The sequence below is a fragment of the Frigoribacterium sp. ACAM 257 genome (assembly GCF_007954365.1).
GTDB lineage: Bacteria > Actinomycetota > Actinomycetes > Actinomycetales > Microbacteriaceae > Frigoribacterium.
This window is the reverse complement of sequence record NZ_VOLO01000003.1, coordinates 55,719-69,518: the sequence shown is the minus strand read 5'-3', so window position 1 is coordinate 69,518 and position 13,800 is coordinate 55,719. Positions and strand designations below refer to the sequence as shown.

General features: G+C 71.7%; 12 protein-coding genes. 7 read left to right on the top strand and 5 right to left on the bottom strand.

The window, feature by feature from the left end; genetic code table 11:
• Nucleotides 1–3: 3 nt before the first annotated feature.
• Nucleotides 4–426, bottom strand: a complete 423-nt coding sequence (locus tag ES689_RS10190) for a hypothetical protein (RefSeq protein WP_146903860.1) — start codon at nt 424–426, stop codon at nt 4–6.
• A 52-nt stretch (nt 427–478) separates the two neighbouring features.
• Nucleotides 479–1,138 (bottom strand): FMN reductase, encoded by a 660-nt coding sequence (msuE, locus tag ES689_RS10185; protein ID WP_146903857.1) that lies wholly within the window; start codon nt 1,136–1,138, stop codon nt 479–481.
• 71 nt (nt 1,139–1,209) lie between these two features.
• Between msuE and ES689_RS10180 the strand changes: the two genes are divergently transcribed.
• The 3 genes from ES689_RS10180 to ES689_RS15885 all read left to right on the top strand — a co-directional run bounded on the left by ES689_RS10180 (nt 1,210) and on the right by ES689_RS15885 (nt 4,666).
• Nucleotides 1,210–1,983, top strand: coding sequence for a class I SAM-dependent methyltransferase (locus tag ES689_RS10180; protein WP_146903852.1), 774 nt, complete (start codon nt 1,210–1,212; stop codon nt 1,981–1,983).
• Nucleotides 1,984–2,210: 227 nt separating this feature from the next.
• Nucleotides 2,211–3,296, top strand: coding sequence for an amidohydrolase (locus ES689_RS15890; RefSeq protein ID WP_146903850.1), 1,086 nt, complete (start codon nt 2,211–2,213; stop codon nt 3,294–3,296).
• A 122-nt stretch (nt 3,297–3,418) separates the two neighbouring features.
• Nucleotides 3,419–4,666 carry a kynureninase gene (locus tag ES689_RS15885; protein ID WP_146904828.1) on the top strand — a complete coding sequence of 416 codons (1,248 nt, stop codon included), beginning with the start codon at nt 3,419–3,421 and terminating at the stop codon, nt 4,664–4,666.
• Between the two features lie 28 nt (nt 4,667–4,694).
• Here ES689_RS15885 and ES689_RS10165 read toward each other — a convergent pair whose 3' ends face one another.
• Nucleotides 4,695–5,750 (bottom strand): LacI family DNA-binding transcriptional regulator, encoded by a 1,056-nt coding sequence (locus ES689_RS10165; protein WP_146903847.1) that lies wholly within the window; start codon nt 5,748–5,750, stop codon nt 4,695–4,697.
• A gap of 88 nt (nt 5,751–5,838) precedes the next feature.
• On the opposite strand from ES689_RS10165, the gene ES689_RS10160 reads away from it, so the two are divergent.
• From ES689_RS10160 to ES689_RS10145, 4 genes are all read left to right on the top strand, one after another.
• Entirely contained in the window at nt 5,839–6,780 is a 942-nt protein-coding gene (locus tag ES689_RS10160) for a carbohydrate ABC transporter permease (protein ID WP_146903844.1), read from the top strand.
• Nucleotides 6,780–7,727, top strand: a complete 948-nt coding sequence (locus ES689_RS10155; protein ID WP_146903841.1) for a carbohydrate ABC transporter permease — start codon at nt 6,780–6,782, stop codon at nt 7,725–7,727. The genes ES689_RS10160 and ES689_RS10155 overlap by 1 nt, the downstream gene beginning before the upstream one ends.
• 125 nt (nt 7,728–7,852) lie before the next feature.
• Nucleotides 7,853–9,208, top strand: coding sequence for an ABC transporter substrate-binding protein (locus tag ES689_RS10150; protein ID WP_146903837.1), 1,356 nt, complete (start codon nt 7,853–7,855; stop codon nt 9,206–9,208).
• Nucleotides 9,209–9,374: 166 nt separating this feature from the next.
• Complete coding sequence (locus tag ES689_RS10145) at nt 9,375–11,183, top strand: beta-galactosidase family protein (protein ID WP_223269527.1); 1,809 nt, start codon at nt 9,375–9,377, stop codon at nt 11,181–11,183.
• A gap of 111 nt (nt 11,184–11,294) precedes the next feature.
• Here the strand turns inward: ES689_RS10145 and ES689_RS10140 are convergent, their stop codons facing one another.
• A complete protein-coding gene (locus tag ES689_RS10140) occupies nt 11,295–12,425 on the bottom strand; it encodes a CPBP family intramembrane glutamic endopeptidase (RefSeq protein ID WP_146903831.1) in 1,131 nt (376 codons plus the stop codon).
• A 277-nt stretch (nt 12,426–12,702) separates the two neighbouring features.
• Entirely contained in the window at nt 12,703–13,728 is a 1,026-nt protein-coding gene (nrdF, locus tag ES689_RS10135) for a class 1b ribonucleoside-diphosphate reductase subunit beta (protein WP_223269526.1), read from the bottom strand.
• Nucleotides 13,729–13,800 lie beyond the last annotated feature (72 nt).

The window sequence follows — 13,800 nt, the reverse complement described above, 5'->3', positions numbered from 1 at the left end:
CTCCTACTTCTTGCGGCGCGGGAACAGCCGGGAGATCGAGTCGCGCACCGACTCCTCGATGGTGTCGCTGAACGAGTTCGAGAACGACAGCGAGTCACCGGCGGCGGACGACGCGGTCATCGACGCGATCACGCTCTGGCCGTGGTGCGCCCGCGCCTCGCGTGCGCTCGGGAAGCCGAGGCCCTGGGCGGCGGCGAGGCGTTCCAGGAGGCCGACCCGCTCCTCCTCGGGGCGTCCGGTCGCGGCGGCGAGCTCGCGAGCCGCGTCGTCGTCGACGCCGTCGGCCACCCACTGGGCGGCGCGGCCGGGCAGCTCGCCGGCAGCGAGCATGCCGATGACGCGCTTGGCCTCGTCGTCGCGGATCTCTGCTCGGGCGACGGCGACGTCACGGGGCGTGGTCTCGGGAGTCGGGGTCTCGTCGGGCACGCTCCACCTTAATCACACGACGCCGAGCACCACCTCCCCCCAGAGCGGGTCGTCAGCTGTAGAGACGGACGGGCACCGCGTCCTGCGCGGCGGGCGTCGGCAGCGCGTCGAGCTCGTCGCCCACGCCGCTGACGGCCCGCTCGATGCGCCGCTTCTCGTCGACGCTCGAGCGGATCAGCGGGAGGCCCCTGGCGATCGCGGCCCGGATGCGCTCCTGCAGCAGCGGCGCCGTCACGCGCCGGTCGGTGAAGTCGCTGGCGTGCGCGTAGACGCCGAGGGGCAGCGTCAGCGCCTGGAAGAAGCCGAACAGCGGCCGGAGCGAGTGCTCGAGGATCAGCGCGTGCCGCTCGCTGCCGCCCGTCGCCGCGAGCAGCACCGGCACGTCGACCAGCGCGTACTGCTCGACGAAGTCGAAGAAGTGCTTGAAGAGCCCCGTGAAGGAGGCGCGGTAGACCGGCGAGGCCGCGATCAGCAGGTCGGCCCCCTCGACGGCCCGGAGCTCGCGCTCGACCCGCTCGTCGAGCTGGTCACGGGTCAGGGCGCCGGCGAAGAGCGGCCCGAGCTCGCTCACGCGGATCACGTGCCGCTCGATCGGGAGCACGAGGGCGAGCTCGTCGAGCACGGCGTCGACGAGCGCGTCCGTCTTCGAGGGAGAGCTCAGCGTGCCCGACACGGCGACGACACGGAGCGGCTGCGGAGGTGTCTGCGTCATGCAGCCATCGTGCTCCGGAGGCGACCCGTAACGAAGCCGTGTGACGCCGTGAGTCATGCGACAGTGGTCGCGTGACCACCGCCTCCTCGCCGCACGGCTTCGACGCCGCGAACCCGCTCAGCACCCTCGCCTCCTCGTTCGGCCAGGCGGCCGACGTCTACGAACGGGGCCGCCCCTCCTACCCTGCCGAGGCGGTCGAGTGGCTGCTTCCGCTCGGCGCGCGGCACGTCGTCGACCTCGGCGCGGGCACCGGCAAGCTGACCCGCGTGCTGCTGCCGCGCGTCGAGCAGGTGACCGCGGTCGAGCCGAGCGAGGGCATGCGCGCGACGCTCGAGCGGGCCGTCCCCGATGCGGCGTCACTGGCCGGATCGGCGGAGTCGATGCCGCTCGACGACTCGTCGGTGGACGCCGTCTTCGTGGCGCAGGCCTGGCACTGGGTCGACCCGCGGGCCGCCGTCCCCGAGGTCGCCCGGGTGCTGCGCCCCGGCGGCACGCTCGCCCTGCTGTGGAACATCCGCGACGAGACCGTGCCCTGGCTGGCCGAGCTGTCGCAGGTGATGCACTCCCCCGCCGAGCGCGACATGTCGTCCGACGCTCCTGCGGTCGGCGAGCCCTTCGCCCCGATCGAGCGCCGCGACTTCCCGTGGGTGCACGAGCTGGGCCGCGACGAGCTGCTCGCCATGATCGCCTCGCGCAGCTACGTCATCACCCTGTCGGAGGACGACCGCGCGCAGGTGCTCCGCGACGTCGGCCAGCTGCTCGACACGCATCCCGACACCCGGGGCGCCGAGACGATCCGGCTGCCGTACGTGACACGGGCGAGCCGCACGCTGCTGCCCGGCTGACCGGCGCCTCCTCGCCGCCCGGCCCGCGCCTCCTTGCCGCCCAGCCCTTGCATGGATGTGTCGAGGGCGGGCATTCCGGGTCGAGGGCGGGTACGCGGAGACCCGCCCTCGACCCGGAATACCCGCCCTCGAGAGTTCACAGGCAGCACAGGCACGAGCACGGGCACGGGCACGAGCACGGGCCGCGCCGACACGGACAGGGCGGCGGCGGGCCGTACGGTGGGGGCATGCAGCAGGAGGCGCGACTCGTCACCGTCGACCGGGTCTGGTCGGGCAGGTGGCACGGCCCGAGCGTCGTGCGCGTGTCGCCGACCGCGATCCACCTCGTCGGGGCGGCCGCGGCCGAGCACGGCGCGCACGCCGGCCGCGGCGAGCACGCGGACCTGCCGCATCTGCCCGGCACCCTCTTCTCGCCGTTCACGGACTCGCACGTGCACCTCGGCCTCGTCGACGCCGAGCAGCTCGTGCGGGGCGGCATCGGCCGCGTGCTCGACCTCGGCTGGAGCCCCGACGTCGCCGCGCTCTGGCCCGAACGGGGCCGGGTCGACGCCGGCTGGCCCGAGGTGCAGGTCGCGGGCGGGCTGCTCTGCCCGCCCGGCGGCTACCCCTCGCTCGCCGGCTGGGCGCCCGACGACGCACCGGTCGTCGTGGCCGACGCCGCCGACGCCGAACGGGCCGTCGTGCGGATGCGCGACCTCGGTGCCTCCGTCGTCAAGCTGACCCTCAACAGCGACGTCGGGCCCGTCTTCGACGACGACGTGCTGCGGGCGATCGCGGTCGCGGCCGACCTCGTCGGGCTGCTGACCGTCGCTCACGTCCAAGGCGCCGGACAGGTGCGACGGGCGCTCGACGCCGGTCTCCTCCGGTTCGCGCACACGCCCTTCAGCGAGCTGCTGTCCGACGACCTGCTCGACCGCGCGGCCGACGGCACGTGGATCAGCACGCTCGACATCCACCGCGCCGCCGACGGAGACCGGGACGAGGCGCAGGAGGTGGCGATCGCCAACCTGCGCGGGTTCCGCGAGCGAGGCGGGCACGTGCTCTACGGCACCGACCTCGGGAACGGCGACCTCCCGGTCGGGGTGAACGAGCGCGAGCTCCGGGCGCTGCAGCGCGTCGGCCTCGGCCGCGAGGCGCTGCTCAGGGCCCTGGGCAGCGACGACTCGCTCGACGCCGGGCAGGACGGCGCACACTGGACACCGCGCGCGTCGTGGGTGCCGCAGCCGCCGCCCGGCGACGAACGCGACGATCCCGCGTGGCTGGCCCGCGCCTCCGTCCTCACCGCCTCGACCCTGCAGGAGCACCTCTCGTGACCACCGCCTCCGACTCGCCCGGCACCAGCTCCCAGTCGCCCGCAGCGGCCCCCGCCGCCGTGGCCCCCGCCGACGTGGCCCCCGTCGACGCGGCCCCCGCAGCCTCGACCCCGGCCTCGTTCGTGCCGGCCGCCCCGCCCGCCGACCCCGCCGAGCTCGACGACCCGCTGGCGAGTGCGCACCGCGACGCGGCCGACCCGCTCGCGCACCACACGGCGTTGTTCCTGCCCGCGGGCGACGTGGTCTCGTACCTCGACGGCAACTCCCTCGGCAGGCCGATGGCGGCGACGCCCGCGCGGCTCGACGCGTTCGTGCGCGGCGACTGGGGCACGCGCCTGATCCGCTCGTGGGACGAGCGCTGGATGCAGCTCCCCACCGAGCTCGGCGACCGCATCGGCGCCGCCGCGCTCGGCGCCGCCCCCGGGCAGACCGTCGTGGCCGACTCGACGACGGTGCTGCTCTACAAGGCGATCCGCGCCTCCCTGGCTGCCCGCCCCGGCCGGCACGAGATCGTCATCGACGACGACCAGTTCCCGACCGACCGATTCGTCGTCGAGGGCATCGCCCGCGAGCGCGGCGCGACGGTGCGCTGGCTGTCCGTCGACGAGACGCGCGGCGTGACGCCCGAGCAGGTGCGCGAGGTCGTCGGGCCGGACACCGCGGTCGTGCTGGTCAACCACGTGTCGTACCGGTCGGGGTTCCTCGCCGACCTGCCCGCGATCACCGAGATCGTCCACGAGGCGGGCGCGCTGCTCGTCGCCGACCTCTGCCACTCCGTCGGCGTCGTGCCGACCGAGCTCGACGCCTGGGGCGTCGACATCGCCGTCGGCTGCACCTACAAGTACCTGAACGGCGGGCCGGGCGCGCCGGCGTTCCTCTACGCCCGCGCCGACCTGCTGCCCGAGCTCGAGCAGCCGGTGCAGGGCTGGATGGGCGCGGCCGACGTGTTCGCGATGGCCGAGGGATACGTGCCCGACGCGGGCATCCGCAAGTTCGTCAGCGGCACCCCGCCCGTCGTCGGCATGCTCGCGATGCAGGACATGCTCGACGCGATCGAGGAGGCGGGCATCCCGGCGATCCGCGAGAAGTCGCTCGCCCTGACCGACTACGCGTTCGACCTCGTCGACGCCTGGCTCGCCCCGCTCGGCGTCGCGACGGCGACGCCGCGCGAGCACGAGCGGCGGGGCAGCCACGTGACGGTGCGGCACCCGCGGTTCCGCGAGGTCGTCGCGACGCTCTGGCAGGAGGGGGTGGTGCCGGACTTCCGCGGCCCCGACGCACTCCGCATCGGTCTCTCGCCGCTCAGCACCACCTTCGACGAGGTGCGCGTCGGGGTGGCCGCGATCCGCGAGGCGCTGCAGCAGGGCTGACCCGCGCCGAGCTCACGCCGGGCCGGGCTCACCCGGCAGAGGGCGCCGGCCCCGCGCTCTCGCGCACCACGAGCCGGGTCGGCACGATGCGGTCGCCCGACGCCGGCTTCCCCTCGAGCAGCTCGAGCAGCACCCGCATCGACCGGGCGCCGATCTCGCCGAAGTCCTGGTGCACGGTGGTGAGCGGCGGCCAGAACGAGCCCGACTCGTCGGTGTCGTCGAAGCCGACCACGCTGATCTCTCCCGGGATGGACCGTCCCCTCTCGTGCAGGGCGTGCATGACGCCGAGGGCCATCTGGTCGTTCGCGGCGACGACGGCGGTGACGTCGTCGCGGCTCGCGATCGCGTGGCCCAGGCGGTGGCCGGAGGCGGTCGTCCAGTCCCCCTTCAGCGGCGGCTCCGGATCGAGGCCCGCGTCGCGCATCGTGGCGTGCCAGGACGCCGACCGCCGGGTCGCCGAGTACGAGGTGTCGGGCCCGGCCACGTGCACGATGCGCGTGTGCCCGAGGTCGATCAGGTGCTGGGTCGCGAGCCGCGTGCCCTGCTCCTGGTCGGTGTCGACGACGACGAAGGGGTCGCCGGCGTCCGAGTCGATGATGACGACGGGCAGCCCGCTCGGGATGATCACGTCGGCGCGGTCGAGCATGTGCGCCTCGATGATGATGACGACGCCGTCGACCGCTTCTTCCTGCAGGCGGCTGAACGCCCCGGCGACCTCGCCCTCGGTGGGCTGGGCGACGGGCATCAGCGTGATCGTGTACCCGGCGCCGGAGGCGGCGGTCACGATCGCGTCGAGGGTGCGCATGTTCCCCAGGGTCGACAGCGTGAACATGATCACCCCGACGCTGCGGAAGCGACCCGTCTTGAGCGCCCTCGCCGCGCTGTTCGGCCGGTAGTCGAGCGCGGACATCGCGTCGAGCACCCTCTGGCGGGTGCCGTCCTCGACGTTCTGCGCGCCGTTCGAGACGCGCGACACGGTCTGCGACGAGACGCCGGCGCGCGCGGCGACGTCGGCCATCGACACCGTGCGGGTGCGCGGGGCGCGTCGAGATGCCGACTTGATTTCGGACGGCGGAGGTGTCATGGTTGCGAGCATCCCAGATGTTTACGTAAACACACACCCTCCCGGGCAGCGTGTTCACGGCTCCTCAGCCCCGATGAAGTGGATGGACATGACGACGTTGTCGACACCCGCGACCCGCTCGGAGGCGACCTCGCCGGCGCCCCGCAGCAGCTCGCAGATCCGTCGCGACAAACGACGCTGGACCGGCTGGGGCTTCGTGCTCCCGTTCCTCGTCGTCTTCGCGCTCGTGCTCGTGGCCCCCGTGGTCTACGCGATCTACCTGAGCCTGTTCCAGGAGCAGATGATCGGCGGCAACTCGTTCGTCGGCGCCGACAACTACGTCCGCGCGCTCACCGACCCGAACTTCTGGGACGCGCTCGGCCGCGTCGCGCTCTTCCTCGTCGTGCAGGTGCCGATCATGCTGATCGTGGCCCTGGCCGCGGCCCTCGCCCTCGACTCGGCCCGCCTGCACTTCACGGCGTTCTTCCGCATCTCGATCTTCCTGCCCTACGCCGTTCCCGCGGTCGTCGCGGCCTTGATGTGGGGCTTCATCTACGGCAACCGCTTCGGCCTCGTCGGCAACCTCGAGGACGCCACCGGCTGGGACCTCCCCGACCTGCTCTCGCAGAGCTGGGTGCTCGCGTCGATCGGCAACATCGTCACGTGGGAGTTCGTCGGCTACAACATGCTGCTCTTCTACGCCGCCCTCCGCGTCATCTCGCCCGACCTCTACGAGGCCGCCGAGCTCGACGGCGCCGGCCCGTTCCGCATCGTGCGGAACATCAAGCTGCCGGCCATCCGCGGAGCGATCGTCATCGGCATCATCTTCTCGATCATCGGCAGCTTCCAGCTCTTCAACGAGCCGAACATCCTGCAGACGCTGGCGCCCAACGCGATCAGCACCTTCTTCACCCCGAACATGTACGCCTACAACCTGTCGTTCGCGGGCCAGCAGTTCAACTACTCCGCCGCCATCGCGATCATCATGGGCGTCCTGACGATGGTCGTCGCCTATGTGGTCCAGGTCGTCGGCACCCGGAAGGACAACTGATGTCGACCCTCACCGGAACCCCGGTCGCCGCGCCCGACGCAGGCACCCCCACCATCACCCCCAACCGTGTCGCGACCGCCCGCAAGCGCCGCGCCGGCGCCCCCCGCGACAAGCGCAGCGTCCTGCTCACCGTCGTGATGGCCCTGCTGCTCGTCTACTCGGTGCTGCCGCTCTTCTGGCTGCTCGTCAACTCGACCAAGACGCAGGAGGCGCTGTTCAGCTCCTTCGGCCTCTGGTTCAGCGGCGACTTCGCCCTGGTCGACAACATCAAGGGCGTCTTCACCTACGGCGACGGCGAGTTCGTCCGCTGGCTCGGCAACACCCTGCTCTACGTGGTGGTGGGCGCAGGAGGCGCGACCCTGCTGGCCACGCTGGCCGGCTACGGCCTGGCCAAGTTCGACTTCCCGGGCAAGAAGGCCGTCTTCGCCGTCGTGCTGGGCGCGGTCGCCATCCCGGGCACCGCCCTCGCCGTCCCGACGTTCCTGATGTTCAGCCAGATGGGCCTGACCAACACCCCGTGGGCGATCATCCTGCCCTCGTTGATCAGCCCCTTCGGCCTCTACCTGATCTGGACCTACGCGGTCGACTCGGTGCCGACCGAGATCCTCGAGGCCGCGCGGATGGACGGCTCGAGCGAGGTCCGCACGTTCTTCACCATCAGCCTCCGCCTCCTCAGCCCCGGCCTCATCACCGTGCTGCTCTTCTCGATCGTCGCGACCTGGAACAACTACTTCCTGCCGCTCATCATGCTGAGCGACTCGCGCTGGTACCCCCTGACCGTCGGCCTGAACCAGTGGAACGCCCAGTCGACGACCGTCGGCGGCGACCCGATCTACAACCTCGTCATCACGGGCTCGTTCCTCGCGATCATCCCGATCGTCGTGGCGTTCCTCTTCCTCCAGCGCTACTGGCAGTCCGGCCTCTCGGCCGGCGGCGTCAAGGCCTGACGCGCGTCGGCGCTGCCGACCCGCCCCTCCTCGTCCTCTCCCGAACCGCACCATCTCCCGCACCGCAGCACCTCCCCCGCAGCACCCCCCGCTCCACCTCCACGATGAAGTGAAAGGCACCACCCATGTCCCGTACCCTCCCCCGCACCGCGAAGCGCGTCGTCGCCCTCGGTCTCGGCATCGCCCTGGCCGGCTCGCTGGCCGCCTGCTCGTCCGGCTCCGGAGGCGGCGCCAGCGCCGACACCGCGACCAGCGACGAGCTCGCCGCCGCCCTGAAGGAGAAGTCCTCGATCACGGTCTGGGCCTGGGCCCCCGCCGTCGAGCCCATCGCCGAGGCCTTCGAGAAGGCGCACCCCGACATCACCGTCGACGTGCAGAACGTCGGCACCGGCGCCGACCAGTACACGAAGCTGCAGAACGCGATCAAGGCCGGCAAGGGCGCCCCCGACGTCGCCCAGGTCGAGTACTTCGCCATCCCGCAGTTCTCGCTCGGCGACTCGCTCGCCGACCTGAGCGGCTACGGCTACGGCGACCTCGAGGAGGACTTCACCGCCTCGACCTGGAACTCGGTCACCGACGGCGACGCCGTGTACGCCCTGCCCCAGGACTCGGGCCCCATGGCGATGTTCTACCGCCAGGACGTCTTCGACAAGTACGGCATCGCCGTGCCGACGACGTGGGACGAGTACCTCGCCGCGGCCGAGACGATGCACTCCGCCGACCCGAACCAGTACATCGCTGGCGACACCGGCGATGCCGGCTTCGCGACCAGCATGATCTGGCAGGCCGGAGGCCACCCCTACTCGGTCAACGGCGACACCGTGTCGATCGACCTGCAGGACGAGGGCGCCAAGAAGTGGACCTCGACCTGGAACACCCTGGTCGAGAACGGCTCGCTCGCGCAGACCCCCGGCTGGACCGACGAGTGGTTCCGTGCCCTCGGCGACGGCTCGATCGCGACGATGCTGACCGGCGCCTGGATGCCCGGCAACCTCGAGGCGCAGGCCGCCGACGGCTCCGGCCAGTGGCGCGTCGCCCCGATGCCCCAGTACGAGGAGGGCGACACCGCGACCGCCGAGAACGGCGGATCGTCGATCGCCGTGATGGAGCAGTCGCAGAACAAGCTCGTCGCCGCCGAGTTCGCCAAGTTCGCCACCGCCGAGGAGGAGGGGCGCCAGATCTCGTTCGACGCCGGCGGGTTCCCGTCCACCACGGCCGACCTCACCGACCCCGAGTTCCTCTCCGAGGCCCCCGAGTACTTCGGCGGCCAGAAGATCAACGAGGTGCTGGGCCAGGCCGCTCAGGACGTGCTGCCCGACTGGCAGTACCTGCCCTTCCAGGTCTACGCGAACAGCATCTTCAGCGACAGCGCCTCGTCGGCCTACACCAACGGCACCTCGCTCGACCCGGTGCTCGAGGAGTGGGCGAAGGCCACGGCCTCGTACGGTGAGCAGCAGGGCTTCACGGTCGAGACCAAGTAGGGCCTCGCCGCACACGCACGACCAGCACCACCAGCACCACCGCAGCACCGCCTGACCACCGCAGCGGGGAGGCGCGACGCACGTCGCGCCTCCCCGTCGCCACGTCCCCTCGCCCCACCGGAGGAACACCATCAGCAGCAGCACCGCCCCCACGAGCACGCGCTTCGTGATCGGCCCCGACCACTTCGAGCTCGACGGCGCCCCGCACCGGGTCGTCGCCGGCGCCCTGCACTACTTCCGGGTGCACCCCGACCAGTGGGCCGACCGCATCCACAAGGCCCGGCTGATGGGCCTCAACACCATCGAGACGTACGTCGCCTGGAACGCGCACTCCCCGCGCCGCGGCGACTTCGACACGAGCGCGGGCCTCGACCTCGGCCGGTTCCTCGACCTCGTCGCCGCCGAGGGCATGCACGCGATCGTGCGCCCCGGCCCCTACATCTGCGCCGAGTGGGACGGCGGCGGCCTGCCCGGCTGGCTCTTCGACGACCCGGCCGTCGGCGTCCGCCGCAGCGAGCCGCTCTACCTCGCCGCCGTCGACGAGTTCCTCGAGCGCGTCTACGAGATCGTCGTGCCCCGGCAGATCGACCACGGCGGGCCCGTCGTGCTCGTGCAGATCGAGAACGAGTACGGCGCGTACGGCGACGACGCAGGCTACCTGCGGCACCTCGTCGACCTGACCCGCGCCTCCGGCGTGGTGGTGCCCCTGACGACGGTCGACCAGCCCACCGACGAGATGCTCGCGGCGGGCAGCCTGCCCGAGCTGCACAAGACGGGCAGCTTCGGGTCACGCGCCGAGGAGCGGCTCGCGACCCTGCGCCGCCACCAGCCGACCGGGCCCCTGATGTGCTCCGAGTTCTGGGACGGCTGGTTCGACCACTGGGGCGAGCACCACCACACGACCCCCGTCGAGGAGGCGGCACGCGAGCTGGACGCGCTGCTGACGGCAGGCGCGTCGGTCAACATCTACATGTTCCACGGCGGCACGAACTTCGGCTTCACGAACGGCGCCAACCACAAGGGCACGTACCAGTCGCACGTGACGTCGTACGACTACGACGCCCCCCTCGACGAGGCCGGCTGGCCGACCGACAAGTTCTTCACGTTCCGCGACGTCATCGCGCGGCACCTGCCGGTTCCCGACGAGGTGCCCGCACGGCGGACGCCGTCGCCCGTGCTGTCGACGACGTTCGACCGGAGCGTGCGCCTGGCCGACGTGGCCGGGGACCTCGGCGCGGACAGCGCCGGTGCCGGTGCCGGTGCCTCGAGCTGGACCGCGACCGAGGGCGTGCCCACGATGGACGCGCTCGGCAGCTATCGCGGCTTCGCCCTGCACCGCGTCGAGCTGCCGGCCGGCGACGAGCCACGGGTGCTGTCGTTCGCCGGGGTGCGCGACCGCGCCGTCGTCTCGGTCGACGGCCGCCGCGTGGGAGTCCTCCAGCGCGACCAGCACGAGCGCGCGATCACGGTGCCGCCCGGCCGCGTGCTGGAGGTGCTGGTCGAGGACATGGGACGCGTCAACTACGGCGTCCGCATCGGCGAGGCGAAGGGCCTCGTCGGGCCGGCGCTGCTCGACGGCGCCGAGCTGACCGGCTGGCGGAGCACGCCGCTCGACCTGGGGGCGGTCGTCGCGACCCTCTCCGGGGACGCGACCGACGCCTCCACGGGGTCGGCGTCGGACTCGTCCTCGCATGTCTCGAGGCTCGACGGTCCGGTCTTCGCCCACGCGACGGTGACCCTGGACGAGCCCGCCGACCTGTTCCTCGACACGCGATCGTGGGGCAAGGGCGTCGCGTTCGTCAACGGATTCGCGCTCGGCCGCTACTGGACACGGGGGCCCCAGCACACCCTCTACGTGCCCGGCGAGCAGCTGCGCGCCGGCGACAACGACCTCGTGGTCTTCGAGACGGGTGCCGCCGCGGCCCCGGTCGTGTCGTTCGTGGCCGACCCCGACCTCGGACACACCGAGCAGTAGCCCCGCGTCCGGGGCCCGCCCTGCCGAGCTGCACCCCCGAACCAGCACTACACCCGCAGAACCGGGGGTGCATTGCTGGTTCGGGGGTGCTCCGCGGCTCGGGGTTCGCGGTCAGCGGCGGCGGGCAGCGCCCGGGCGACGGAACTGGCCCGTGGCGGCGAGCACCGCGACGAGCAGCACGGGGACGATCCACCCCGACCAGCCGAGGATCGTGCCCTGCACGAGGTCGATCCGCTCGCCCGCGGCCGCGAACAGCAGGGACGAGCCGGCGGCGGCGTTGAACGCGCCGTGGGCCAGGGCGGCGGGCCAGACGCTGGCCGAGCGCACCCGCAGCCAGGCGAAGACGGCCCCGACGACGACGCACGTCCCGGTCATCATCGCGACGCCGATCCAGCCCGGCGTCTGGACTCCGTAGTTGTAGCCGAGCAGGATCAGCGGCGTGTGCCAGAGCCCCCAGACGGCCCCGCTGACCAGGACGGCAGGCGCGGTGCCCAGGGGCAGGAGGCGCGGCAGCAGGAAGCCCCGCCAGCCGAGCTCCTCCCCCAGCGCGGGCACGGTGTTGACGAACGCGCCGATCGGGATCGACACGAGCTGCAGGGCGACGAGCAGGCCGATCGGCGGCAGCGGCCCCGGATCGCCGAGGCCCGCGGTCGCCTGAGCCACCTGCTGCTCGGTCAGCTCTCGGAACGCCGAGAACCCGGTGACGTCGGCCGGGTAGGAGCCGAGTGCGGCACCGATCGGCAGGGCGACGAGCACGAGCGCGACCGGGACGACGAGGGCGAGGCCCAGGTACGCGAGCAGGCGCCCGACAGGGCGGAGCGGCCAGAGCCCGAGCGACCGCGGGATCGACGCCGGGCGGTCGACGAACCGGCTGACGACGAGGGCGCCAACGGCCGGCGTCGCCATCATCGCCACCGCGCAGACGCCGCGCAGCGGGCTGGCGAGGCCGTCGCCGAGCCAGAGCGGCAGGCAGACGAGCCAGGCGAGGCCGAACGAGAGCAGCACGAAGGCGGCGATCGGCCACCACGAGACCCGCAGCTCGACGACGATCGAGCCGGTGGAGGCGTCGGCCGAGTCGGCAGACAGGTAGCGGTCGCCGGCCACGTGCGCCGCCACCGGCTCCCACTCGGCAGTCGTCGACTCGTCGAGGTCGCACGCGTCTGCCGCCAGGTCGTCGACCTGCTCACCGCCGGGAGCCGTCCAGCCGTGCGCGGGCGGCCGGGAGGAGGGGTTCGTCGTCATCGGTGCTCCGTCGGTCAGCTCGGGCCTCGTGGCAGGGTCCCGTCCATGGTCGCGTGTGCGACGACGGCGCACCTCCCCCGACCAGCCGACCCGCGCCTCCTCCGCTCGGCCCGACCTGCTCGACCTGCTCGACCTGCTCGACCTGCTCGACAGTCGAGCGCGCACGACTCAGGAACAGCCCGTCTCGAGTTCCTGATCCGTGCACGACGAAGGAACCCGCGTCCTGATCCGTGGAGGATCAGGACGCGGGTTCCTGAATGAGGAGGGGGCCGACGGGCTAGAAGTCCCAGTCCTCGTCCTCGGTGTTCTCGGCCTTGCCGATGACGTACGACGAGCCCGACCCCGAGAAGAAGTCGTGGTTCTCGTCGGCGTTCGGCGAGAGGGCCGACAGGATCGCCGGGTTCACGTCGGTCGTCTCCTTGGGGAACATCGGCTCGTAGCCGAGGTTCATCAGCGCCTTGTTGGCGTTGTAGTGCAGGAACTTCTTGACGTCCTCGGTCAGGCCGACGGTGTCGTACAGATCCTGGGTGTACTGGATCTCGTTCTCGTAGAGCTCGAACAGCAGGTTGAACGTGTAGTCCTTGATCTCCTGCTTGCGCTCCTCGGAGGCGCCCTCGAGGCCCTTCTGGAACTTGTAGCCGATGTAGTACCCGTGCACGGCCTCGTCGCGGATGATGAGGCGGACCAGGTCGGCCGTGTTGGTGAGCTTGGCGCGCGACGACCAGTACATCGGCAGGTAGAAGCCGCTGTAGAACAGGAACGACTCGAGCAGGGTCGAGGCGACCTTGCGCTTCAGCGGGTCGTCGCCCGTGTAGTAGTCGAGGACGATCTGGGCCTTCTTCTGCAGGTTCGGGTTCTCGACCGACCAGCGGAAGGCGTCGTCGATCTCGGGCGTCGACGCGAGGGTCGAGAAGATCGACGAGTAGCTCTTGGCGTGCACCGACTCCATGAACGCGATGTTCGTGTAGACGGCCTCTTCGTGCGGGGTGATCGCGTCGGGGATGAGGCTGATCGCGCCGACGGTGCCCTGGATCGTGTCGAGCAACGTCAGGCCCGTGAACACGCGCATGGTGAGCTGCTGCTCCTCGGGCGTGAGGGTGTTCCAGGACTGCACGTCGTTCGACAGCGGGATCTTCTCGGGCAGCCAGAAGTTGTTGACGAGGCGGTTCCAGACCTCGACGTCCTTGTCGTCCTGGATGCGGTTCCAGTTGATCGCGCTGACCGACTTGATCAGCGGGATCGCCCGGCCGGTGGCGTGAGCCGGGTCGCCGGCGACGCTGTCGATCTTGTCGGTGATGGTCATGTCGTCTCTTCCGTCGGGTGGTGCCGTGGATCTCAGTTCAGGAGGCGGGGGCCGGTCGTCGAGACCGGCCCC

Bases quoted from the DNA above. Each gene is read 5' to 3' on its own strand.
- msuE (WP_146903857.1), bottom strand. From the start codon at position 1,138: ATGACGCAGACACCTCCGCAGCCGCTCCGTGTCGTCGCCGTGTCGGGC.
- ES689_RS15890 (WP_146903850.1), top strand. From the start codon at position 2,211: ATGCAGCAGGAGGCGCGACTCGTCACCGTCGACCGGGTCTGGTCGGGC.
- ES689_RS10165 (WP_146903847.1), bottom strand. From the start codon at position 5,750: ATGACACCTCCGCCGTCCGAAATCAAGTCGGCATCTCGACGCGCCCCG.
- ES689_RS10160 (WP_146903844.1), top strand. From the start codon at position 5,839: ATGACGACGTTGTCGACACCCGCGACCCGCTCGGAGGCGACCTCGCCG.
- ES689_RS10155 (WP_146903841.1), top strand. From the start codon at position 6,780: ATGTCGACCCTCACCGGAACCCCGGTCGCCGCGCCCGACGCAGGCACC.
- ES689_RS10150 (WP_146903837.1), top strand. From the start codon at position 7,853: ATGTCCCGTACCCTCCCCCGCACCGCGAAGCGCGTCGTCGCCCTCGGT.
- ES689_RS10140 (WP_146903831.1), bottom strand. From the start codon at position 12,425: ATGACGACGAACCCCTCCTCCCGGCCGCCCGCGCACGGCTGGACGGCT.
- nrdF (WP_223269526.1), bottom strand. From the start codon at position 13,728: ATGACCATCACCGACAAGATCGACAGCGTCGCCGGCGACCCGGCTCAC.